At 68.2% G+C, this 23,272-nt stretch carries 17 protein-coding genes; 8 read left to right on the top strand and 9 right to left on the bottom strand.

Features of this window, described 5'->3' with window-relative positions; translation table 11 throughout:
• Nucleotides 1-21: 21 nt before the first annotated feature.
• From FHR20_RS20010 to FHR20_RS20000, 3 genes are read right to left on the bottom strand one after another with little or no spacing between them, the layout of a single operon-like run.
• Entirely contained in the window at nucleotides 22-1,551 is a 1,530-nt protein-coding gene (locus FHR20_RS20010) for a DHA2 family efflux MFS transporter permease subunit (RefSeq protein WP_167301372.1), read from the bottom strand.
• An 11-nt stretch (nucleotides 1,552-1,562) separates the two neighbouring features.
• Complete coding sequence (locus tag FHR20_RS20005) at nucleotides 1,563-2,708, bottom strand: HlyD family secretion protein (RefSeq protein ID WP_167301371.1); 1,146 nt, start codon at nucleotides 2,706-2,708, stop codon at nucleotides 1,563-1,565.
• Entirely contained in the window at nucleotides 2,701-4,170 is a 1,470-nt protein-coding gene (locus FHR20_RS20000) for an efflux transporter outer membrane subunit (RefSeq protein ID WP_167301370.1), read from the bottom strand. Before FHR20_RS20000 ends, FHR20_RS20005 begins: the two co-directional genes overlap by 8 nt.
• An 89-nt stretch (nucleotides 4,171-4,259) precedes the next feature.
• Between FHR20_RS20000 and FHR20_RS19995 the strand changes: the two genes are divergently transcribed.
• Nucleotides 4,260-4,889: a TetR/AcrR family transcriptional regulator gene (locus tag FHR20_RS19995; protein ID WP_208413777.1), complete on the top strand. Its 630-nt coding sequence runs from the start codon at nucleotides 4,260-4,262 to the stop codon at nucleotides 4,887-4,889.
• On the opposite strand, the gene FHR20_RS19990 is transcribed toward FHR20_RS19995, so the two are convergent.
• Both FHR20_RS19990 and FHR20_RS19985 read right to left on the bottom strand, forming a co-directional pair.
• Nucleotides 4,886-5,119 carry a hypothetical protein gene (locus FHR20_RS19990; protein WP_167301369.1) on the bottom strand — a complete coding sequence of 78 codons (234 nt, stop codon included), beginning with the start codon at nucleotides 5,117-5,119 and terminating at the stop codon, nucleotides 4,886-4,888. The genes FHR20_RS19995 and FHR20_RS19990 overlap by 4 nt on opposite strands.
• 3 nt (nucleotides 5,120-5,122) lie before the next feature.
• Nucleotides 5,123-6,190 (bottom strand): Glu/Leu/Phe/Val family dehydrogenase, encoded by a 1,068-nt coding sequence (locus FHR20_RS19985; RefSeq protein WP_167301368.1) that lies wholly within the window; start codon nucleotides 6,188-6,190, stop codon nucleotides 5,123-5,125.
• 103 nt (nucleotides 6,191-6,293) lie between these two features.
• Here FHR20_RS19985 and FHR20_RS19980 point away from each other — a divergent pair, with 103 nt between their 5' ends.
• The 5 genes from FHR20_RS19980 (at nucleotide 6,294) to FHR20_RS19960 (ending at nucleotide 14,637) form a co-directional block, all read left to right on the top strand.
• The gene (locus tag FHR20_RS19980) at nucleotides 6,294-6,782 is read left to right on the top strand and encodes an Lrp/AsnC family transcriptional regulator (protein ID WP_167301367.1); all 489 of its coding nucleotides are present in this window, start codon (nucleotides 6,294-6,296) and stop codon (nucleotides 6,780-6,782) included.
• Nucleotides 6,783-6,846: 64 nt separating this feature from the next.
• Nucleotides 6,847-7,950, top strand: a complete 1,104-nt coding sequence (locus FHR20_RS19975) for a LacI family DNA-binding transcriptional regulator (RefSeq protein ID WP_167301366.1) — start codon at nucleotides 6,847-6,849, stop codon at nucleotides 7,948-7,950.
• 187 nt (nucleotides 7,951-8,137) lie between these two features.
• Complete coding sequence (locus FHR20_RS19970; RefSeq protein WP_167301439.1) at nucleotides 8,138-10,978, top strand: TonB-dependent receptor; 2,841 nt, start codon at nucleotides 8,138-8,140, stop codon at nucleotides 10,976-10,978.
• Nucleotides 10,979-11,095: 117 nt separating this feature from the next.
• The gene (locus FHR20_RS19965; protein ID WP_167301365.1) at nucleotides 11,096-13,039 is read left to right on the top strand and encodes a glycoside hydrolase family 3 protein; all 1,944 of its coding nucleotides are present in this window, start codon (nucleotides 11,096-11,098) and stop codon (nucleotides 13,037-13,039) included.
• Between the two features lie 86 nt (nucleotides 13,040-13,125).
• Complete coding sequence (locus FHR20_RS19960) at nucleotides 13,126-14,637, top strand: tryptophan halogenase family protein (RefSeq protein WP_243857675.1); 1,512 nt, start codon at nucleotides 13,126-13,128, stop codon at nucleotides 14,635-14,637.
• Nucleotides 14,638-14,678: 41 nt separating this feature from the next.
• Here FHR20_RS19960 and FHR20_RS19955 read toward each other — a convergent pair whose 3' ends face one another.
• A complete protein-coding gene (locus FHR20_RS19955; protein ID WP_167301364.1) occupies nucleotides 14,679-15,665 on the bottom strand; it encodes a cupin-like domain-containing protein in 987 nt (328 codons plus the stop codon).
• 317 nt (nucleotides 15,666-15,982) lie between these two features.
• Between FHR20_RS19955 and FHR20_RS19950 the strand changes: the two genes are divergently transcribed.
• Nucleotides 15,983-17,386 carry a glycoside hydrolase family 30 protein gene (locus FHR20_RS19950; protein WP_167301363.1) on the top strand — a complete coding sequence of 468 codons (1,404 nt, stop codon included), beginning with the start codon at nucleotides 15,983-15,985 and terminating at the stop codon, nucleotides 17,384-17,386.
• Nucleotides 17,383-18,630, top strand: coding sequence for an MFS transporter (locus tag FHR20_RS19945; RefSeq protein WP_167301362.1), 1,248 nt, complete (start codon nucleotides 17,383-17,385; stop codon nucleotides 18,628-18,630). Before FHR20_RS19950 ends, FHR20_RS19945 begins: the two co-directional genes overlap by 4 nt.
• On the opposite strand, the gene FHR20_RS19940 is transcribed toward FHR20_RS19945, so the two are convergent.
• The 3 genes from FHR20_RS19940 to FHR20_RS19930 are packed head-to-tail and all read right to left on the bottom strand — an operon-like array spanning nucleotide 18,614 to nucleotide 23,057.
• Nucleotides 18,614-18,814, bottom strand: a complete 201-nt coding sequence (locus FHR20_RS19940; RefSeq protein WP_167301361.1) for a hypothetical protein — start codon at nucleotides 18,812-18,814, stop codon at nucleotides 18,614-18,616. The two genes, FHR20_RS19945 and FHR20_RS19940, sit on opposite strands and share 17 nt — an antisense overlap.
• A 44-nt stretch (nucleotides 18,815-18,858) precedes the next feature.
• Nucleotides 18,859-19,914, bottom strand: a complete 1,056-nt coding sequence (locus tag FHR20_RS19935) for an alginate lyase family protein (protein WP_167301360.1) — start codon at nucleotides 19,912-19,914, stop codon at nucleotides 18,859-18,861.
• 59 nt (nucleotides 19,915-19,973) lie between these two features.
• Entirely contained in the window at nucleotides 19,974-23,057 is a 3,084-nt protein-coding gene (locus tag FHR20_RS19930; protein ID WP_167301359.1) for a TonB-dependent receptor, read from the bottom strand.
• Between the last annotated feature and the right edge of the window lie 215 nt (nucleotides 23,058-23,272).

The raw sequence follows: 23,272 nt of genomic DNA, 5'->3' as shown, positions 1-23,272 counted from the left end.
TGTAAGCGCCTGATGGCGGGCCTAATGCGCCGCGCCCGCCCCCACTGCCCGCTTCGGGCGCGGGGTCAGCCAGATGATCATCGCCGCGCCGGCGAAGACGAAGGCGGAGAGCAGGAAGATGTGGCTCGTCGCCAGCGCAAAGGCTTCCTTGTCGACCAGCTGCGCGATCGCGAGCCGCGCCTGGTCGAGCGAGAAGCCCTGCGCCGCCATCGCATCGACGGTGCCGTCGCTGTTCAGCCGCGAGGCGATCTCGCTGCGCGCCACGCGGGCGCTGTCGTCCCAGGCGGTGGTCGATACCGACGTGCCGATCGCGCCCGCCATCGTCCGCAGGAACGCCATCACGCCTGCGGCCGATGCCGTTTCCTGCGGCTGCACCGAGCCCAGCGCCAGCGTGGTCAACGGAATGAAGAAGAACGGCATGCCGATGCCCTGCAGCATCTGCGGGAAGGCGAGACTCCAGAAATCGGCCTGGCTGTTCCATTGGACCCGCAGCAGCGAAGTGAAGCCGAGCCAGAGGATTCCGAAGCACACCAGCGCGCGCGGATCGACCTTGTTCGTCAGCTTGGCGACGATCGGCGACATGATCACCGCCGCCACGCCGGTAAAGGCAGTGGCATAGCCGGCATAGGTGGCGGTGTAGCCCATGCTGGTCTGCAGCCATTGCGGGATGATCACTGCCGAGGAGAAGAAGGTCCCGAAGGCCAGGGCCAGCGACAGCACCGCCACGGTGAAGCCCCGATGCCGGAACACGCGCAGGTCGACGATCGGCTGGTCCTCGGTCCCCTCCCAGGCCAGGAAGACCAGGAAGCCGATCAGCGCGGTCACGCCGAGCATCACGATCGTGCGGTCGTTGAACCAGTCATGCTCGCGGCCGAGATCGAGCATGATCTGCAGCGCGCCGATCCACAGCAGCATCAGCATCAGCCCGACCCGGTCGACGCGCAGCTTGCTCGTCGGCGTCTCGACCCTGGAGAGCAGCCGCATGCCGCCGAACGCGCAAAGGGCGGCGACGGGGATGTTGATGAAGAAGATCCAGTGCCACGACCAGCTGTCCGAGATCGTGCCGCCCAGGATCGGGCCCAGGATCGGCGCGACGACGGTGGTCATCGACCAGACGCCCATCGCCTGGGCGCGCTGCTCGGGCTTGAAGATGCGCATCAGCAGCGTCTGCGACAGCGGCATCAGCGGGCCGCCGCACAGCCCCTGGCCGATACGGCAGGCGACGAGCATGCCGAGCGAAGTCGACAGGCCGCACAGGACCGAGAAGACGCCGAAGCCGATCATCCCGAAGGTGAAGGTGCGCACCGTGCCGAAGCGCCCGGCGAGCCAGCCGGTCAGCGGCACGCACACCGCCTCCGCCACGGCATAGGAGGTGATGATCCACGTCCCCTGGCTGCCCGAGATGCCGAGGCTGCCCGAGATGTGCGGGACCGAGACGTTGGCGATGGTGGTGTCGAGCACCACCATGAAATTGGTCAGCGCGAGCACCACGCCCGCGAGGATCAGCGGCAGCCCGGTCAGGGGCGCCGCCGTCTCGGTCTTGCCGTTCATCGCAGCCGTCCTCAGTTCTTCGAGACGTCGATCTCGGCGTCCATGGAAAGGCCGACCCGGAGCGGGTGCTCGGCAAGCTCCCTGGGATCGAGCGCGACGCGCACCGGCAGGCGCTGGACCACCTTGATCCAGTTGCCCGTGGCGTTCTGCGCCGGGATCAGCGCGAAGGACGAACCGGTGCCGCCCGACAGGCCGACGACCTTGCCGTGATATTCGACGCCGCCGCCATAAAGGTCGGACTTGAGCGTCACCGGCTGGCCGACCTTCACGCGGGTCAGCTGGCCTTCCTTGAAATTGGCGTCGACATAGAGCTGGCCCACCGGCACGACCAGCATCAGCTGCGCACCCGGCGCGACGCGCTGGCCGACCTGGACGTTGCGGCGCGTCACCACGCCGTCGATCGGCGCGCGGATCACGGTGCGATCGAGATCGAGCTGCGCCTGCGCCACCCTGGCCTGGGCGGAAAGCACTTCCGGTGCCGAATTGGCGGTGGTGCCGCTGATCAGCGCATTGTTCGCGGCAAGCTCGCCGCTGGCGGCGCCGCGCGTCGAATTGGCCTGGGCCACGCCCGCCCGCGCCAGCTCCAGATTGGCCTTGGCCGAGGAGAAGGCGTTGGTCGCCGATGTGAGCTCCTCGCCCGACACCGCACCATTGGGGGCGAGGCGCTGGCGCCGGGCGAGGTCCACCCGCGCCTTCTCGTAATCCGCCTCGGCGGCGACGAGCTGGGCACGGGCTCGGGAAATATCGGCGCCGCGGGCCTGGACCTGCGCGGCGAGCGCCGCGCTGGTGGCCGAGGTCTGGCCGTATTGGCGGCGGGCCTTGGCGAGATCCGCCTCGGCCTGGGCGAGCGCGATCCGCGCATCGCTGTCGTCGAGCCGGACGAGCACATCGCCCTTCTTCACCGCCTGGGTATCGGACACCGCGACGCCGGCCACCTGCGCGGCGACCATCGGCGTGACGCTGGCGGTGTCGGCGCCCACATAGGCATTGTCGGTGCTGATATAGTGGCTGCCGACCAGCACGTACCAGCCGCCATAGCCGATGCCGGCGATCAGCACCGCGCCGGCGATGCCGGTGAGCAGCCGCCGGCGCAGGTTGGGCTTGGCGGGCGCCGCTTCGGCGTTCGCGACATGGATCTGGGGTTCGGCGTCAGCCATGGGTCGAGTCCTTGGTTGCGGCGGCGGCCGCGATGTCGGTGGAAAAGCCCCCGCCCAGCGCGCGGACCAGCTGGACGTCGAGCGTGAACGCCCGCGCCTCGAGATCGGCGACGATCTGGCGGTTCTGCAGCACGCCCTGCTCGGCGGTCAGCACGTCGAGGAAGGTCGACAGGCCGCCCTCGTAGCGCTGGCGGGCGATCGCATAGGCGGCCTCGGAATCGGCGAGCGCCTGGCGGCTCTCGGAAAGCCGGGTGACGAGGGCGTTCTTGCTCGTCACCGCATCGGCGACTTCGCGATAGGCGGTGGTCACGGTCGAATCATAGGTCGCGACCGCCTCGTCATAGCCGGCGCGGGCGCCCTTGTACTGGCCGGCCAGCTGCCCGCCCCGGAAGATCGGCAGGCTGATCGCCGGGCCGACCGAACCATAGGTCGATCCGCTCTTGAACAGATTGTCGAGCCCGAAGGCCTGGAAACCGATCAGCGCGCTGAGGTTGATGGAGGGATAGAAATCGGCGCGCGCCACCTTGATGCGGCTCGCCGCGGCCTCGACCCGGGCGCGGGCGGCGGCGATGTCCGGGCGGCGGCCGATCAGGTCGGTGGTGACGCCCGCCGGAAGCCCGTGTGCGCCGGCCGGGCCGGCGGGCAGCGCAATGGCCAGCCCGCGGTCCGGCCCCTTGCCAAGCAGGGCGGCGATGCGGTTGCGGGTCAGCCCGATCGCCTCATCGGTGGCCGCCAGATCGGCGCGGGCGGCGGGCACCGCGGCGTCGGCCTGTTTCAGCTCGGCGCGGGTATCGAGCCCGTTGGTCACCCGGTCGCTCACCAGCTTCTGCGTCTGGGTCCGCAGCGCGAGCGCCTTGGCCTGGACCGCGCGTTGCGAAGCGAGACGGGCGAGATCGGCATAGGCGCTGGCGATGTTGGTCGAAAGCACGAGCCGCGACTGCTCCAGCTCGATCCGCGCCGCCTCGGCATCCGAAGTGGCGGCGGCGAGCGAGGCGCGGTTCTTGCCCCACAGGTCGAGATCGAAGCTCAGGTTCGCCGCGACCTGGCCGCTGTCGTTCCAGCCCTTGGGCACGAAGGCGGCGGGGATGCCGTTGTTATAGCTCTGCTTGCCCTCGGTCGCTCCGGCCTGGACGCCCACCGACGGCAGCAGCGCGGCGCCGGCCTGCTGGGCATAGGCCTGGGCGGAGCGCAGGCGCGCGGCGGCGGCGGCGAGATCGGGCGAGCCGGCCAGCCCCTCCGCGATCAGCCCGTTCAGCTGCGCGTCGCCATAGGCGCTCCACCAGTCATTGGCGGGCCAGTTCGCGGCATCCGCCCGCACGGCCAGCGACTGGTCGGCGGCATAGGCGGCCGCCGCGCGCACCTCGGGGCGGGCGCCGAGCTGCGGCACCGGCGCGCAGCCAGAAAGCAGCGCGGCCCCGGCAGTCGCGGCGAGCAGCAACGGACGAAGGGAGAATCGGATCATGATTTAAATACCGTACTGTCGGGTACGGCGCGGCAGATGGGCGCGGACCGCCATCTTGTCAACCCGTAATCGTACCCTATAGTACGGTTATGGAAAAAATACTGGATAGGCCGTCCGGCAAGCGCGAGGCGCGCAAGGAGGAACGGCGCGAGGCGATCCTGGCGATCGCCAAGCGCGTGTTCCTCGACCAGGGCTATTCCGGCGCTTCGATGTCGGCGATCTCGGCGGAGCTCGGCGGCTCCAAGGGGACGCTGTGGAGCTATTTCCCGTCGAAGGAAGAGCTGTTCGCCGCCGTGCTCGACGATGCGACCAAGGAATATCGCGGCCAGCTCGCCGATGTGCTCAAGCCCGGCGAGGACGTGCGCGCCGCCGTGCTGCAATTCTGCCGGGGCTTCATCGCCAAGATCTCGTCGCCCGACGGGCTGCGGCTGCACCGGCTGATCGCCTCGGAAGTCAGCCGCTTTCCCGAGATCGGCGACATCTTCTATCGCCGCGCCCCCATGCCCACCCAGCAGCTGCTCGCCGGCTTTCTCGAGCGCGCGATGGATGCGGGAACGCTCCGCCGCGCGGACCCGCTGTTCGCGGCGCGCGTGCTCGCCTCGCTCTGCCTCGGCGTGCAGCAGCGCATGATCTGGGGACAGGAATTGTCGGCAGCCGAGCGCGGCCACGAAGCCGCGCAGATGGCCGAAGTGTTCCTGCGTGCCTTCGCGCCCGGCTAGAGCGCCGCCCCGTCGAGCGCCACCGCCTCGACGCCGATGCAGCGAAGCATCTTCTCCGCCACGATCCTGCCGGGCGGCCCGTCCAGGCCACCCAGGTCGAGCCGCACGGCCATGCCGTCCCCGGTCAGGCGCACTTCCATTTCGGGCGCCGCCAGGTCGTGCTGCGCGGCCAGGCCGAGCAGCCGGCACAGCAGCGCGGCGCTCGCTTCGCCGACGATGTCCAGGCGCATGACTCAGGCGGCCTCGCGCACCGGCGCCGCCGATACCGCGACGATCCGCGCGCGGGCCAGCGCATCGGCGGCACGGTGCGGCGCCAGTCCCTCGCGCCCGGCATGGGCCAGCACCGCGCCGAGCCGCAAGCCGGTCGCATGGACGCGCGCCGCCACTTCATCGGCACTCCAGCCGAGATATTCCCCGGCGACACTGATGATTCCGCCGGCGTTCACGACATAGTCGGGCGCATAGAGGATGCCGCGATCGGCGAGCCGGTCGCCATCCTCGGGCGTGGCGAGCACATTGTTCGCGGCGCCGCAGACGACATGCGCACGCAGCCGGCGGACCGCCGCTTCGTCGATCACGCCGCCCAGCGCGCAAGGTGCGAAGATGGCGCAGCGGGCATCGAGGATGCTGTCGCGCCCCATGATCTCCGCATCGTAGCGGCAGGCGATATCCGCGGCGATGCCGGGCCGCGGCTCGGCTACGACCAGCCGGGCGCCCGCTTCATGGAGCATGCCGCACAGCGCCGAGCCGACATGACCGAGGCCCTGCACCGCGACGCGCAGCCCGCGCAATTCGCTGCCCAGCTGGCGCCGCGCCGCCTCCTCCATCGCCAGGAACACGCCGCGCGCGGTCCAGGGCGAAGGATCGCCGCCGGGCCTGCCACCGCGCGGCGGCAGGCCGGCGACATGGCGGGTCTGGCCGCGCACCGCTTCCATGTCCGCAACGCAGGTGCCGACATCCTCGGCCGTCACGTAATCCCCATCGAGCCGTGCCACTGCCCGGCCGAACGCGGCGAACAGCCTGTACCGGTCGAATTCCCCATCGGGCAGGTTGAGCACCGCCTTGCCGCCGCCCAGCGGCAGGTCGGCCATCGCATTCTTGAAGGTCATGCCCTCGGCCAGCCGCATCGCGTCGCCGACCAGCGCGGCATGGTCGCCATAGCGCCACAGCCGGCACCCGCCCGCCGCGGGGCCGCGGCGCGTGGAGTGGAGCACGATCACCCCGTCCAGCCCGCTCTCGGCGTCGCGCAGCACATGCACGCTCTCCGGCGGGGTGGCGGTAACTTGCGGGGTATCGACCATGAAAGCGCTCCTGAAATCCGGAGACAACTCTTCCATGGACTCGCAGGATAATGTTGCCTTCTTTGCCGCCTATGCTGCATTATCAGCAAGATTTCACCCAAATATGCGCATTTGGAGAACAGATTTGCCTATCGAACTCGATCCGTTCGAACGCAGGATCCTGCAGGTGCTCCAGGAAGATGCGTCGATGCCCACCGCTAGGCTCGGCGAGATGGTCGGCCTGTCGAGCTCGCCCTGCTGGCGCCGCGTCGACCGGCTGGAGAAGGAAGGCGTCATCACCCGGCGCGTCGCGCTGGTCGACCGGCAGAAGATCGGGCTCAACGCGCACATCTTCGCGCAGATCAAGCTGAACGCGCATGGCCGCGCCAATCTCGACGAGTTCGCCGCGGCGATCCGCTCCTTTCCGGAGGTGCTGGAAGCCTATGTGCTGATGGGCGTGTTCGACTTCATGCTGCGCATCGTCGCCGCCGATATCGAGGCCTATGAGCGTTTCTTCTTCACCAGGCTCTCCAAGCTGCCCGGCGTGCAGGAGATCAACTCCACCGTCGCGCTTTCGCAAGTGAAGGCGACGACGGCGCTGCCGATTCCCTAGCCGGACGGCGCGCATTTTGGGTTGCCGCTTCGCCAGCGCCTGTGCCACCCATTCCCTTCTAGAAATGTCATCCCTTTCCAAATCACCGCCGATATCGGGCGCCAGCGGCACGGAAGCCGGCCGGAACGGACGGCCGCCGACGATCGACGACGTCGCGGCGCTCGCCGGTGTCGGCCGGGCCACGGTGTCGCGGGCGCTCAACGACCAGGCGCATGTGAGCGACAGGATGCGCGACCGGGTGATGCGCGCGGTCGAGGCGCTCGACTATCGAGTCAATCCGCAGGCGCGCAACCTCGCCAGCCGGGCGAGCAACACGCTTACCCTGATCAACTGCAATGCGCGCGACGCGCCGCCCAATTCCTATTATTTCGCCGCGATCGAGCTGGGCGCGTTGCGCGCGGCCGCGGCGGCCGGGTTCGAGCTTTCGACCTTCAACATCCATATCGAGGACGACAATCGCGACGACCGGCTGATCGAGCTGTTCGCCTCGGGCCGCAGCACCGGGCTGATCCTGTCGCCGCCGCTCTCCGCCGATGTCGAACTCGCCCGCCGGCTGATCGCCCAGGGCTGCCCGGTGGTCTGCATCTCGCCCAGCGAGGAAGTACGCGCGCTGCTGCCCGGCGTCGGGTTCGACGAGGCGGCGGCGGGCTATGAGATCGCCCATCACGTCGTGGCCGCCGGCCATCGCCGCTTCGGCTACATGCTGGGGATCGAGGGCCATCTCGCCGCGGAGACGCGCTTCGCCGGCTTCCTGCGCGCGCTCGCCGAAGCGGGGCTCGACGAAGGCGCGGTGACGGCATTGCGCGGCGACTTCAGCTTCCGCTCCGGCGTGGAACTGGCCGAGGCGCTGCTGGCCGGCCCCGACCGCCCCACCGCGATCGTCTGCGCCAATGACGACATGGCGGTCGGCGCGATGTTCGCCGCGCACCGCATGCACCTGGCCATGCCCGGGGACCTATCGGTGGTCGGCTTCGACGATGCGCCGGTCGCCGCCTATATCTGGCCGCCGCTCACCACCATCCACCAGCCGATTCGCCGCATCGCGGCGCGCGCGGTGGAGCGCCTGGTCGAGACCTTGCTGCGCGGCCAGGGCACCGGCACGCCGGGCTTCGACGCGATCGATCACCACCTCGTCCTGCGCGAATCCGTCGCGCCGCCGCGCGGTTGAACGCGCCGCAACAAGCCGGTTCGTAAGCGTTTTCTGTAACGCGTTGACAATTTCGCGCGACGCGATGATACCAATTGGAAGCGCTTCCAGTTTTCACGGGGCGCCCAATGGGGACAGAGACGGTCGATAACGGCCGCTTGCTATGAGAGGGGAAGAGGCAATGGCGGAGCGTCCGCATGCGCGCGCTATGAAGCGCGCCAAGAGCAATCTCGGGCTCACGATTTCGACGCTGGCTCTGGCGACAACGTTGCCAGCCCAGGCCTGGGCGCAGGACGGCGCCACACGGGCCGGGCAGGACCAAGTGCCGGCGGAGGAGAGCACGATCGTTGTGACCGGCCTGCGCGCCGGCCTGCAGAATTCGATCAACATCAAGCGCGACCAGGCCTCGATCGTCGAAGCGGTATCGGCCGAGGACATCGGCAAGCTGCCCGACGTCTCCATCGCCGAATCGATCGCCCGCCTGCCCGGCCTCGCCGCCCAGCGGGTCAACGGCCGCGCCCAGGTGATCTCGATCCGCGGCCTCGCGCCGGACTTCACCACCACGCTGCTCAACGGGCGCCAACAGGCCAGCTCGGGCGACAACCGCGCCGTCGAGTTCGACCAGTATCCGGCCGAGCTGCTGTCGAGCGTCGTCGTGTACAAGACGCCGGACGCCGCCATCGCCGGCATGGGCCTGTCGGGCAGTGCGGACCTGCGCACGGTGCGCCCGCTCGCCTATGGCAAGCGCGCGATCGCGATGAACCTTCGCGGCGAGCTCGACGCGGATGGCGGCCGCAACGCCGACATCTCCAAATGGGGCTGGCGCGGCACGCTCAGCTATATCGACCAGAATGCCGCCGGCACGCTCGGCTGGTCGCTCGGCTATGCGCATCTCGATTCGCCCAGCCATGTCGATCACTACAAGGCCTATGGCTACGAAGCCTTTGGCAACATCTGCCAGCCGACGCCCACCAACCCGTGCAGCCCCAACACCGTCACGCCCGATTCCGCCGACAACGCGCTGCAGCTCAACGGGCAGGAAGCCTGGGCGACCAGCCGCCGCAACCAGCGCGACGGCGTGATGGGCACGCTCGAATGGAAGCCGAGCGACAGCGTCCACAGCGTGCTCGACGTCTATTATTCGCGCTTCAAGCAGAAGGAAGTGATCCGCGGCGCACAGTGGTTCTCGAACGGCTGGGCGGACAATGCGACCTTCTCCAATATCGGCACCACCCAGCTGGGCGGCTCGGCGATCGGCACCTCCGGGCACGTCACCAATGCCGTTCCGATCCTGCGCAACGACTATAACGAGCGCAAGGACGAGCTGTTCTCGGCAGGGCTCAACAACGAGTTCCAGCTCGACGAGCGCACGCGCTTCGTCGCCGACCTGAGCTATTCGACCAACAAGCGCGACGAGACCTATATCGAGACCTATGGCGGCTATGGCGCGGGCCCGTTCCAGACCCGCACCATGGACAATTACGACTTCTCGTTCCCGATCGACGGCGCCTTCCCGCATTATGGCTTCGGCCTGGACTATGCGAATGCCAGCCAGGTCTCGCTCGGCGATCGCGCTCCCTGGGGCGGCTGGGGCCATGACGGCCTGATGAAGTCGCCGCACGTCAAGGAAGAGCTGGGCGCCGTCGACTTCATGCTGAGCCGGGAGATCGGCGGGTTCCTCCGTAACATCGAGATCGGCGTGAACTACACGCAGCGCAACAAGCACAAGACCGTCGACGAACTCGATCTCAACCTGAAGAACGGGCGCGCGCAGGTGCCGGTCGGCTCGCAATATCTGCTCGACCCGACTTCGCTCGACTTTGTCGGCTTCGGCAACGTGATCGCCTGGAACGTGCCCGCGGCGCTCGACACCTATTACAACAAGACCCCGCTGGAGGACGCCAACCACTTCGACAAGACGTGGAAGATCAAGGAAGACGTCATCAGCTGGAAGGCGAAGGCGAACATCGAATGGGGCCGGCTGCGCGGCAATGTCGGCGTGCAGGTGGTGGAGCAGTTCCAGTCCTCGTCGGGCCTGCGGATCAACCAGACGCTGACTCCGATCGCGCTGTCGCAGGTCTTCGAGACGATGCACTATACCGACGTGCTGCCCAGCGCGAACCTGATCTACGACCTGGGCGGCGGCCACCGCATCCGCCTGGCCGCGTCCAAGGTGCTGGCGCGCCCGCGCATGGACGATATGCGCGCCAACTTCACGCCGAGCTTCAACGTCAATCCGTGCGGCGGCAGCCCGCCCTGCGCGCCGGGCAGCACGGTCAATCCCTGGTCGGCGACCGGCGGCAACCCGAAACTCCAGCCCTGGCGGGCCAAGGCGCTGGACGTCGCCTATGAATGGTACATCGGCAAGGCGACCTACATCAGCGTCGCCGGCTTCTACAAATGGCTCGACAACTATATCTACAACCGCAACTTCGCGATCGACTTCCAGGGTCTGCCGATCCCGACCAACCAGATCCCGTCCAACGTCAACATCAGCTCGATCGGGCAGGTGACGATGCCGGCCAACGGGCCGGGCGGCAATCTGAAGGGCATCGAAGTCAGCGGGGCGATCGAGATCGGGCGCATCATTCCGGCGCTGGACGGCTTCGGGTTCACCGGCAGCTATTCCTACACCGAATCCGATCTCAACCCGACGGACAACAACGACGTGGTGCGCATCCCGGGCCTGTCCGGCACCGTCTACAACGTCACCGGCTATTTCGAGAAATGGGGCTTCCAGGCACGGGCCAGCTATCGCTTCCGCTCGGCCTTCAAGGGCGAGACGGTGCAGCTGTTCACCAATCGCGGCTATACCGAGATCCTCGCGGACCGGCAGCTCGACGCCCAGATCGGCTATACCTTCCCGGACAATTCGGCGCTCAAGGGCCTCGGCGTGCTGCTCCAGGTCAGCAACCTGACCGACTCGCCCTATCGCACGCGGCTGGGGCTGGACACGGGCGGCACGCACACCACCGACGGCACGCCGCTGCCCGAGACCTATGAGAAATACGGCCGGCAGTTCCTGCTCGGGTTCAACTACCGCTTCTGATTTCCTCCCCCCGGGTCGACCCGCCGGGTGTTCGAGGGGAGGTGCACGGTCATGGCCGGCACCTCCCCTTTTCTTTCCCCGCGGCCCGCGCGCGGCCCCAAGTGAACGAGTAACGCGATGAAAGCTCTGCGATCCGGGCTCTGGCTGATCCTTCCCCTGCTGGCGGGCTGCGCCGGCACCGCGCCGGGCGGCGACCTGCTCTGGCACGGCCAGGACTGGCCGGCGCTCCGCTCCCCCACCGCGCCCGACGCGGCAATGGAGGCGCGGATCGCGGACATCGTGCGCGGCATGACGCTCGAGCAGAAGATCGGCCAGATGACCCAGGCGGACATCCGCTCGATCACGCCGGACGAGGTGCGCCGTCACTATATCGGATCGGTCCTCAACGGCGGCGGCGCCTGGCCCGGGATGCGGAAGGATGCCGCCGTCACCGACTGGACCGCGCTGTCCGACGCCTATTACCGCGCCTCGATGGCCACCGACATGGCGGTGCGGGTGCCGGTGATCTGGGGCACCGACGCAGTGCACGGCCACGGCAATGTCGCGGGGGCGACGCTGTTCCCGCACAATATCGGCCTGGGCGCCGCGCACGATCCCGCGCTGGTCGAGCGGATCGGCCGCGCCACCGCCCGCCAGGTGCGCGCCACCGGCATCTCCTGGGTGTTCGCACCCACGCTGGCGGTGGGCAAGAACCGCCGCTGGGGCCGCACCTATGAGAGCTATTCGAGCGATCCGGCGATCGTCGCATCCTATTCGCGCGCGATGGTGCACGGGCTGCAGGGCGGCCTGACCGGCGACGGCGACGTGATCGCCACCGCCAAGCATTTCCTGGGCGACGGCGGCACCTTCGACGGCATCGACCAGGGCGAGAACCGCACCGCCCGCACCCATATGATCCAGGTGCACGGCGCCGGCTATTATCCCGCGCTCGACGCAGGGGTACAGACGGTGATGGTCTCGTACAGCAGCTGGAACGACACCGCCGCCGGCAAGGATTACGGCAAGATGCACGGCAGCCGCGAACTGCTGACCGACGTGCTCAAGGCCCGGCTGGGCTTTGACGGGCTGATCGTCTCCGACTGGAACGGCATCCAGCAGGTGCCGGGCTGCACCAAGGATCACTGCCCCCAGGCGGTCAATGCCGGGATCGACATGATCATGGTGCCCGACGACTGGAAGGCGTTCATCGCCAACACCGCGGCGGACGTGCGCGAGGGCCGCATCGCCATGGCGCGGATCGACGATGCGGTGACTCGCATCCTGCGGGTCAAGCTGCGCGCCGGGCTGTTCGATCGCAACCCGAACGCCGGCGCCTTTGCCGGCAAGGCCGATGCGCTCGCCGCGCGCGAGCTCGGCCGCGAAGCGGTGCGCAAGTCGGTGGTGCTGCTCAAGAACCAGGGCGCGCTGCCGCTGGCGGCGGGCAAGCGCGTGCTGGTGGTGGGCGCCAGCGCGGACAGCCTGTCCAACCAGACCGGCGGCTGGTCGCTCACCTGGCAGGGCACCGAGAACAGGAATGCCGATTTCAAGGGCGGCACCACATTGCTGGCGGCGCTGCGCAACGCGCTCGGCGCCGCGAACGTCACCTTCTCGGAAGACGCCAGGGACGTCGATCCCGGCAAGTTCGACGCCGTGGTCGCGGTGATCGGCGAGACGCCCTATGCCGAGTATAATGGCGACGTCCGCGCACCGAAGCCGGCGGCGCACAGCGCGCTCCACCCCGCCGACCTGACGGTGCTCCAGCGCGTCTCGGGCAAGGGGGTGCCGGTGGTCTCGGTGCTCTATTCGGGGCGCCCGGCCTATGCCAACGACCTCATCAACCTGTCCGACGCGTTCGTCGCCGCCTTCCTGCCGGGCACCGAGGGCGAGGGCCTGGCCGACCTGCTGGTCGGCGGGCGCCACGACTTCGCCGGCCGCCTTTCCTTCGCCTGGCCGGGCTCGGCCTGCTCGACCGGCGAGGATGCGGCGAGCATCGTCCAGTTCGCCCGCGGCTATGGGCTCAGCTATGCGAAGCCGGGCCGCACCGGGCCGCTGCCGGAGCCGGCGGTGCCAACGGCCTGCTGACCACCCGGCGCCCGGACTTGTTCCGGGGTCCGCCGGGAGGCAAGCTTGGGGCCGCAGATGCAAGGCCGGGGTTACGAGAAGAGGGGATGGACGGGCGCACCATGCAGCAGATCAAGCGCATCCTGATCGTGGGCGGCGGCACGGCGGGCTGGATGACTGCCGCGCTGCTCGGCAAGCTGTTCCAGGGGCTGTACGAGATCACGCTGATCGAGAGCGAGGAGATCGGCACGGTCGGCGTCGGCGAAGCCACCATCCCGGCGATCAAGAAATACAACGAGCTGCTCGAACTCGACGAGAACGACTTCGTCCGCCGCACCCAGGGCAGCTTCAAGCTGGGCATCGAGTTCGTCGACTGGGCGCACAGGGGCGACGCCTATTTCCATTCCTTCGGCGTGATCGGCCAGGACCTGGGCTGGCTGCGCTGCCACCAATATTGGCTGAAGATGCGCGCCATGGGCCGCGCCGCGGACTTCTCCGCCTATTCGATCAACAGCGCGGCCGCGCGCGCCAACAAGTTCATGCGCGCCGATCCCAAAATGGCCGAGAGCCCGATCGGCCATATCGCCCATGCCTTCCAGTTCGATGCCGGGCTCTATGCCCGATATCTGCGCGGCTATGCCGAGGCGCACGGCGTCACGCGGCGCGAGGGCAAGGTGGCCGACGTCACGCTGCGCGGCGACGACGGCTTCGTGGAATCGGTGACCATGGCGGACGGCGAGACGATCGCCGCCGACCTGTTCATCGACTGCTCGGGCTTTCGCGGCCTGATCATCGAGCAGGCGATGAAGACCGGGTACGAGAACTGGACGCACTGGCTGCCGTGCGACCGCGCGATCGCCGTGCCCTGCGCGCGGACCGAACCCTTCACCCCCTATACCCGCGCCACCGCGCGCACCGCCGGCTGGCAATGGCGCATCCCGCTCCAGCATCGCACCGGCAACGGCCATGTCTATTCGAGCGCGCACATCTCCGACGAGGAGGCCGAGGCCCAGCTGCTCGCCAATCTCGACGGCGCCCAGCTCGCGGACACCAACAAGCTGCGCTTCGCCACTGGCAAGCGCCGGCAGATCTGGAACCGGAACTGCGTCGCGGTCGGCCTCGCCTCGGGCTTTCTCGAGCCGCTCGAATCGACCAGCATCCACCTGATCCAGTCCACGATCATCCGCCTCGTCCGGCTGCTGCCCGATCGCGGCTTCGATCCCGCGACGATCGCCGAGTTCAATCGCCAGACCGATTTCGAATATGCGCGGATCCGCGACTTCATCATCCTCCACTACAAGGCGACCAGCCGCGACGACACGGCCTTCTGGCGCCAGTGCCGCGACATGGAAGTGCCCGACACGCTCCAGCGCAAGATCGACCTGTTCGCCGCGAACGGCCGCATCTTCCGCGAGGACGACGAGCTGTTCACCGAGGAAAGCTGGATCCAGGTGTTCCTCGGCCAGGGCGTGATCCCGCGCGGCTACGACCCGCTGGTCGACATCAAGCCCGAAGCGCAGGTCGAGGAGTATCTAGGCAACATCCAGCGCGTGATCGCCCGCTGCGTGGGCCTGATGCCGGACCATGCCGAGTTCGTGGCCAAGACATGTGCTGCCTAGCCCGCACCCCTCCCGACCTCCGGGAAAGGATCGACATGCCCTCAGCGCCGCAGCCGCTTGCGCAGGCCGTCGAAGAGCATCGCGCGCATCTGCGCGATCGCCTGGGGCGATGTGGCCCCGAACACCCCGCGCGCCTCGGGCGGCAGGTGGGCACCGGGGTCGCCGTCCACCAGGAAGACATAGCGATCGAACATCGCCCGCCAGGCGCGGCGCTGGTCGGGCGGCAAGCTCCTGAGGCTCACGAATCCGTGCATCATCGCTTCCCAGGGCGAAGCGTCGGGCACCGGATCCCACCAATAGTTCACCAGCACGTTGAAGCGGTCGAGCGCCTCGACATGGTGATACCATTGATAGGGGATGTAGATCGCGTCGCCCGGATCGAGCTCGGCGACCAGGGCCGCCGCCATCGCCGCCGCGAAGCGCGGATAGCGCGCGTGATCGGGCGCGGTCAGATGGACCATGCTCACCTGCACGCCGGCGGGCGTCGGGTCGAACGGCCCCATGTAGAGATTGCCCACCTGCTCGGGCGCGAACAGCGTGAAGCGGCGGCGGCCGGCGCCGACCACGGCGATATTCTCGGTCGGATCGTGATGGATCGCCACCTTGGCCGCGTTGCCGATCCACAGGCGCGGCGAGACGCCGGGAACGAGCGCCATCGGATTGGCTTCGGCGAAGCCGGGCATCAGCTGCGGCGCGGGCAAGCCTTGCAGCGCCAGCGCCTCGGGCCGATCCGCTTCCGACTGCTCGGCCAGCCGGTCGAGAAAGGCCGCGAACGGCGCTTCCTCGCGCGTGAAATTGCGCGAGCCGATCGTCGCGCCATAATGCATGCGCCCCTCGATCTCGGGCGGCGCGCGCATGTACTGCACCGTGCCGGGCAAGGCCATCGCGCGCAGATAGGCGGCGGCGTCCGCAGCGCGCACGAACGGCCAGTCGGCGGCGAGCCCCTTCATCACCGCGGGCTCGCCGGCCGCGCGGATCTCCTGGAACCTGGCGGGCGTGACGTCGTGCCAGAGGCGAATGGGGTTCATGACCTGACGAGCCTAGGTCAAGAGCCCATATCCCTTCAACCGTCATCCCCGCCCAGGCGGGGATCCAGGGCCAAGGGCGGAGCGCGCGCGGCCAAGACCGGCGCTCTCAGGAGGGCGTTCGCACAATGGCTTCGACATCCTGCGCCACCCTGGATCCCCGCCTGCGCGGGGATGACGAAGTGGAAGACTAATTTCCATAAATATCAAATACTTATGTCGATACACCCTAACAACCCGCCCCTCCGCGTCGATGCGCCAGGGCACGCCCTGCCGCCCATCCCCACGAGCTTCCCGATCCTGCGATGAGGAGAGACATGATGCGCATCCTGCCCGCCCTCGCCCTGCTGGCCGCCACGGCCGCGGCGCCCGTTCCCGCCTCCGGACCGCAGGTGGAGGTCTGGCTCACCTTGCCCGACAAATCGGCACTGCTGGCGAAACAGCCTTCGCTCCCGCTCCGGCGCGGTGCCGGCGCCGCGATCACGGTCGATCCGGGCAAGCGCCAGCAGCGGATGGTCGGCTTCGGCGCGGCGATCACCGATGCCTCGGCCTGGCTGATCCAGCACCGGCTCGATCCCCGGCAGCGCGGCGCTCTGCTCCGCGAGCTGTTCGGCAGCGAGGGCCTGGGCTTTGCCTTCACCCGCCTGACCATCGGCGCCTCGGACTTCTCGCGCTCGCACTATAGCTATGACGACGTGGCGAAGGGCGGGGCCGATCCGGACCTCGCGCATTTCTCGATCGCGCCCGCCAAGCAGGACGTGCTCCCCACCGCCCGCGCCGCGCGCGCGATCAATCCGCGGCTGGCGGTGATGATCTCGCCCTGGAGCGCGCCGGGCTGGATGAAGTCGACCGATTCGCTGGTGAAGGGCACGCTGAACGAACGCGCCTATGCCCCCTTCGCCCGCTATCTCGGCAAGACCGTCCAGGCCTTCGCCGCCGAGATCGGCCCGATCGACTATCTGAGCATCCAGAACGAACCCGATTTCGAGCCGGAAAACTATCCCGGCATGCGCCTTTCCGCCGCGCAGCGCGCCCGGATCATCGGCGACCATGTCGGCCCCGAATTCGCGCGGATGGGGCTGGGAACGAAGATCCTCGACTGGGATCATAATTGGGACAAGCCCGAGCATCCGCTCGGCGTCCTCGCCGATCCCGCCGCCAGCCGCCATGTCGCGGGCGTGGCCTGGCATTGCTATGGCGGCGACGTCTCGGCCCAGACCAGGGTGCGCGACGCCTTTCCGGACAAGGACGTGTTCTTCACCGAATGCTCGGGCGGCAACTGGTCGGGGCCCTGGGCGGACAGCTGGAGCTGGACGCTGCGCACGCTGGTGATGGGCGCCCCGCGCAACTGGGCGCGCGGCGTCCTGATGTGGAACCTGGCGCTCGACGAGAATCACGGCCCCCATCTCGGCGGCTGCGGTGATTGCCGCGGCGTGGTGACGATCGACAGCAAGACCGGCGCGATCACCCGCAATCCCGAATATTATGCGCTGGGCCAGGCCTCGCGCTTCGTCCGCCCCGGCGCCTGGCGGATCGACGCGACCAGCACGCCGGACGGGATCGAGACGGTCGCCTATGCCAATCCCGACGGCACCCGGGTGCTGATCGCATTCAATGCCGCCGCCGCCGCGAGGGACGTCGACGTGACGGCCGAGGGGCGCCGCTTCACCTATCGCCTCGCCTCGCACGGCGCCGCGACCTTCCGCTGGCGAAAGCCGCGTTGAGCGCATCCGCCGCCCCGACGCGCTTCGCCTTTGCAAGCGTGACGGCGCTGTTCTTCGGCTGGGGCTTCGTCTGCGCGAACAACGATCCGCTGATCGCGGCGGCGCGGCGGGTGTTCGGATTGGGCTATACCGAGGCGCTGCTCACCCAGATCGCTTCGTTCGTCGCCTTCTTCCTGCTGTCGCTCCCCGCCGCGGCGATGCTCGCCCGGTTCGGCGCGATGCGGACGATATTGGCCGGGCTCGCCGTGATGGCGGGCGGATGCCTGACGATGCAGGGCATGGGCCGGCTGCCCGATTTCGCAGTGGTGCTCGCCGCGATCTTCGTGCTGGCGAGCGGCGTGACCCTTCTCCAGGTTGCCGCCAATCCGCTCGCCGCCGCGTTGGGCCCGCCCGAGCGCAGCCATTACCGGCTCACCCTCGCCCATTCGTTCAACGCGCTCGGCGTGGTCTGCGGCGTGCATTTCGGCGCGCGCTTCGTGCTGGCGGGCGCGGTGTTCCACTCGCCCGAGCCGATCCGCTCCGCGGCAGAGCGCAGCGCGGGCATCGCGGCGATGATGCAGGCCTATCTGGTGATGGCGCTGCTGGTCGCCGGCCTCGCCGTGCTGGCCATTGCCGCACGCCGCGCGATCGCCGCCGCCGCGATGCCGGAGCCGCCCGCCGCCGGCGGCGCGTTCGCCGCGCTGCGCTCGCGCTGGGCGTTGCGCGGCGCGCTCGGCATCGCCCTGTATGTCGGCGCCGAAGTGACGATCGGCAGCACGCTGATCCTCTATCTCTCCCAGGCCCATACCCTCGGCCTGCCGCTCGACGTGGCGGGTGCCTGGGTCGCCAATCTCTATTGGGGCGGCGCGCTGGTGGGGCGCTTCGTCGGCAGCTGGCTGCTGCGCTTCGTGCCGGCCCCGCGGCTGCTCTTGCTGGCCGGGCTCGCCGCCGCCGCGCTCTGCCTCGCGTCGCTGGCGCTGCCCGGACGATCGGGCGCGTGGTGCCTGCTCGCGGTGGGGCTCTGCAATTCGATCATGTTCCCGACCATCTTCGCGCTCACGCTCGAACGCTCCCGAGCGCCCGCTGCGGCGACTTCGGGACTGCTCGTCCTCGCGGTCGGCCCTGGCGCGGCGCTGCCCCTGATCGCCGGCGGCGTCGCCGACACGGCCGGGCTGGGCTGGGCCTTTGCGGTGCCTGCCCTTGCCTATCTCTATGTGGCCGGCTTCGCCTGGGCGGCGCGGCGCCCGCCTATTTCTTCGGGGTGACCCAGACGGAGACCGGCACCACCACCTTGCCCGGCGCCGGCTTGCCGATATCGACGCGGTCGATCGCGACCAGTTCGCCGTTTTCGAGAGTGAACGAGGCCCAGGGCTTGGGCATGCGGCCGAAGCGCATCTTCTGGATCGGCTGGCCGGTGGTCGAATTCATGACGGTGGCAATGACTGGCATTTGCGGGCGGATAGCCAGACGGAGCGATCCCTGTCCAGTGCCGCCTAGCGGGCCAGCAGCACGATCCAGTCGGCCGGCTGGCGCCCGGTGCGCTCGGCAAGCTTCGCTGCGAAGGCGCGATAGCCGGGGGCCAGCAGCCGGGCGAGCGCATAGGTGTTCACTGCATTGCCCGGATCCCAGGGATGCGGCGCATATTCCTTCTGCCCGGCCGCTGCCCGGTCGCGATCGAACTGGATCCGCGAACGGACGAACTCGACATGCGTCTTCTCCCCCGTGGCATAGGGCTCCAGCCAGGCGAGCGCGCCGGCCAGGCTCGAACCCGACGGGCTCTTCCAGCCATACCAGTCCTCGCCATGCGCACGGGCGGCGAGCGCCGCCATCAGCAGCGGGTCGAGATCATAGGTGACATAGTGCAGCGCGTCCCGCTCGTGGAAGTCGAACACCGATCCGTCGGCCTGGATGTTCGCGCCGACCTGGTTGCGGAACGCCGCCCGCGCCCGGGCGATCAGCGTGGCGTCGCCCGTCTGGAACGCGGCCATGGTCGCCAGCTTGATGCGGTGGCTCTGCCAGTTGGTGTTGGCGTTCCTCGGGCCGGCATCCATCGCGTCGAGATAGCCCGCCGCCATCTTCCGCCAGAAGGCATCCAGCTTGCCGCGCAGCGCGGGGGGCAGGTCCGCCTCGGTCAGGTCGGTGGCGAGCAGCAGCGTATCGAACCCGGTCTCGTCGATCGGGTTGAACGACATCCGATAGACGTCCGCCCAATTCTCCAGATAGCGCGCGGTCTGGTCGAGATAGCGCCGCTCGCCGGTCAACCGCCAGGCGAGCGCCAGGGCGAGGACGATCCCCTGGTCCTGCTTGGCCGTGAGGCTGATCTCGCGGATGCCCTTGCCCGGCAGCGTCCCCTCGGTGTGGAGCCGCGGGATCGCCCCCGGCGGACGCTCGAGCGCAGCGCCCGCCCGGCCGCGTATCCGGCGTGCGACCGGATCGTCCGGCGCCACTGCCCTGGCGAAACCGGCGTCGAGGATCGCATGGCCCTGGGCGCGGGCGGGAAGACCGCCGAACGCCAGCAGGGCGACCGCGCTGGAGAGAAGCAGTTTCATCGGGCGGCCTCTTCGAAAAGGGTGCGGAGCGGCGGGAGAATAGCCGCTCCGCACGAGCGCTAGAAGTTGCTGCGGATCGTCAGCGTATAGGTCCGGCCGTCATAGTCGATGCGGCGGGGCAGCATCGGATCGTTCTCATATTCCGAGCGAGTCGCGTTCGTCAGGTTGAACGCGTCGACCGAGATCGAGAAGTTCTTCATGATGTTGAGCGAGGCCGAGGCATCGAGCTGGCTGCGCGCCTTCACGGTGCGGGCATCGCCGACGAAGCTGTTGCCCGCCGCCAGGTCGTATTTGCCGCGATGGTTGAACACCACGCGGATGCCGAACAGCTTGGTCTCGTAATAGCCGATCAGGTTGAGGTTGTGCTTGGCGACGCTGGGGAGCGTGATCGGATTGCCCTGGGCGTCCTTCCCGTCGATGTCGGTATAGGTGTAGTTCGCGGCGCCACCGAGATATTTCAGGAAGCCCGGCAGGAAATCGAGGTTCTGCTGCACCGAGACCTCGACGCCGCGCACCCGCATCGGCTTCTGGTTGGTGACGCCGCTCGCCGTCACGCGCGCGCCGGTCGGGCTGCCCACGATATTGCAGTTGGTGCCATCGTCCTGCAGCGCGCCCAGGCCGAAATCGATGCCGTTATAGATGCCGTTGGCGGGGCACAGGACGCGGCGATCGGTGATCGGGCCGACATAGCCCTGGATGTCCTTCTGATAGACGGCGATCGCGAAGGCGCCGCCGGGGCGGTTGTACCATTCGAGCGACAGGTCGTAGCTGTCCGACGTATAGGGGCTGAGGTTCGTCGCCCCGATGATGACATTGTAGGCCGGCGTGCCGACGACCGCCGGATCGGGGATCTGCATCGTGGTCGTGGGCACATTGTCGCGCGGCTGCGGGCGGACATAGGTCTGGTAATAGGCACCGCGGAACACGAGGTTCTTGGCCAGGTCCGCCGCGAACATCGCCGAGGGCAGCCAATAATCATAATTCTGCTTGTAGGTCCGCGTGCTCATGCTGTGGTTCACCGGCAGCGGCAGCAGCGACAGGCCCGCCAGGCAGTTGCGGCAGTCCAGCGCGTCGATCTTCTGCGTGGTCGCCTCGTAGCGCACGCCCGCATTGCCGCGGACGCGGATGCCGAACAGGTCTCCGTCGAACCTGGCCATGGCATAGGCCGACATCACCTTCTTGGTGTTGGTGAAGTTGTTGTTCCAGTAATTGGGATCCCAATAATTGTTCACCAGCCCATAGGGCGTGAGGAACACGCCATATTGTTCGCCCATGGCGAACTGGGGCGGCAGGCCGTTGGCGAACTGCGAAGGGCGCGTCGTCAGCACCACCGGCGTGATCGCGCCGAGCACCTGGTTCACGTCCATGCTGCGCCAGTTGCTGGTATAGCCGCCCGCCGTGCCGCCGAAGAAGTCGGCGACATAGGGGTTCACCTGCGACATCGCCGGCGTGACATTGGCGGTGACCGCGCCGATCGAAGTATTGCGCGAGCCGATCGAGCTATATTCGTTATGCTCGTAGCGCATGCCGACCTGGAAGCCGGAAAGGAAGCTGCCCGCGAAGCTGCGCTCGATATCGAGCTGCACCGCGTCGAGCGCGTTCCACGACTGGCCGTTGGTGCCGGTGACGCCGAAGCGATCGCCCAGCGTATTGGCCGGGGCGCCCGGCATCTGCGCGCCCGCCTGAGTCGCCTGGTTCGCCGGCGAGGCGAGCGGATAGCCGCCCGTCGGAATGTGCGAGGCATTGGGCGTGTTCAGGACGAACACTGCGTTCTGCAGGCTGGTGCCGCCGGTATAGACCGACGCGGTGATCCCGTTCAGCCCCGCCGTGCCCAGGTTGCGATACGGGTTCTGGATGATGTCGAACTCGATCTGATTGGCGAGCACCTGCGCGCGCGAGATCGTGCCTTGCGCCGTCACGCGCCACTGATCGTCCTTGAACTCGACCATGGGGTTGATCGCCCAGGTCTTCTGCTTTGCCGGCTCCGAGCGGATCGAGTCGTAGGTCTGCAGATTCTCGGCGGTGAACTGGTTGATATAGGCGCGCGGCCCCGTCGGCGTCTGGACGACATAGGGCGTGCCCAGGCTGGTGAAATGCGCCACCGCCGAGCTGGCCGCCAGCGCGCCGGTGCCGTTATTGCCCGCGGACGTGTCGATGTAGAGCAGGTGGTTGGTGCCCTGATCGAGGTTGCGCTCGGTGTAGAAGCCGGTCGCGCCGAACTTGAGCGTGTCGCTCGCCTGCCATTCATAGCCGCCGGCACCGGTGAGCAGATGCCCCTTGTTCAGGCGGGCGAACTGGCGGACCTGGGTAGGATAATAGACCCCGCCCGGATATTGCGCCATCAGCGCCTGATAAGTGGGATTGGAGGCCGGCACCGCCTGGTTGCCCACCTGGATCGAACCGAGCTTGTTCGCCCAGCTGTTCACCGAGATCGAGTCGCGGCGGAACTTCTCGTCCTTCCACGAGACCACGCCGAACACCGCGAAATCGTCGGTGATGTGCCCATTGTAGCCGGCTGCGAGCGCCGGGCTGCCCAGGTCGCCGAGATCGTTATACTCATAGGACGCCTTGACCCAGCCGCCCGCCTTGCGGCCGAGCGCAGGCGCGATCTTCAGGTCGACATTGCCCGAAAGCCCGCCGGCCAGGTTCGCCGCCGAGGGCGACTTGATCACCGTGATCGACGAGAAGATGTCCGAATTGAACGCGCCGAGCGGCGTGGACGACGTGTTGGTCGCGCTCCCCAGGATCGGATCGGCGAAGCCGCCGCCGTTCAGCGTGGTGCGCGCGAACGAACCCGGCAGGCCGCGCAGCGAGATCGTGGCGTTGCGCGAATCCGCCTCGCGGTTGATCTGCACGCCTGGGATGCGCTGGATCGCCTCGCCGACGTTCAGGTCCGGGAAGCGGCCCAGCCCGTCGGACGAGATCGAATCGGTGATCTGGTCGGATTCGCGCTTGATGTTGAGCGCATCGGCATAGGCCCGGCGGAACCCGGTGACCACGATCTGGTCCGCGGCCTGCGGCGCCGGCTCCTCGGCCTGCGGCGCGCTGGCCTGGGTATCGATATTGGTGTTCTGGGCGAACGCAGGCGTCGCCGCCAGGACGGCGCAGATCGCCGTGCCAGCAAATAGAGCAGTCCGTCGCATGACTCTCCCTCCCCCTCTGTGCCCCGGCTTGCCTTGTCGCCAGTCGTGCTGGCCACCGGTGTCAGGCCAATAAGGCCGATACGCGCGCGAGTGTCAATAGAATGGTCAGGCCACATTGCGTTATTGGTCGGGCAACAAGCGTGCGCGCGGGGGAAGGCGATGCGGGGCCGGCACACAACCGCAATGGGTCACGCCCTTGCAGGCTGTGCCCAGCT

Source organism: Sphingomonas leidyi, assembly GCF_011761945.1.
Lineage (GTDB): Bacteria > Pseudomonadota > Alphaproteobacteria > Sphingomonadales > Sphingomonadaceae > Sphingomonas > Sphingomonas leidyi.
The sequence above is the reverse complement of the archived record's forward strand: the minus strand, read 5'-3'. Positions and strand labels throughout refer to the sequence as shown.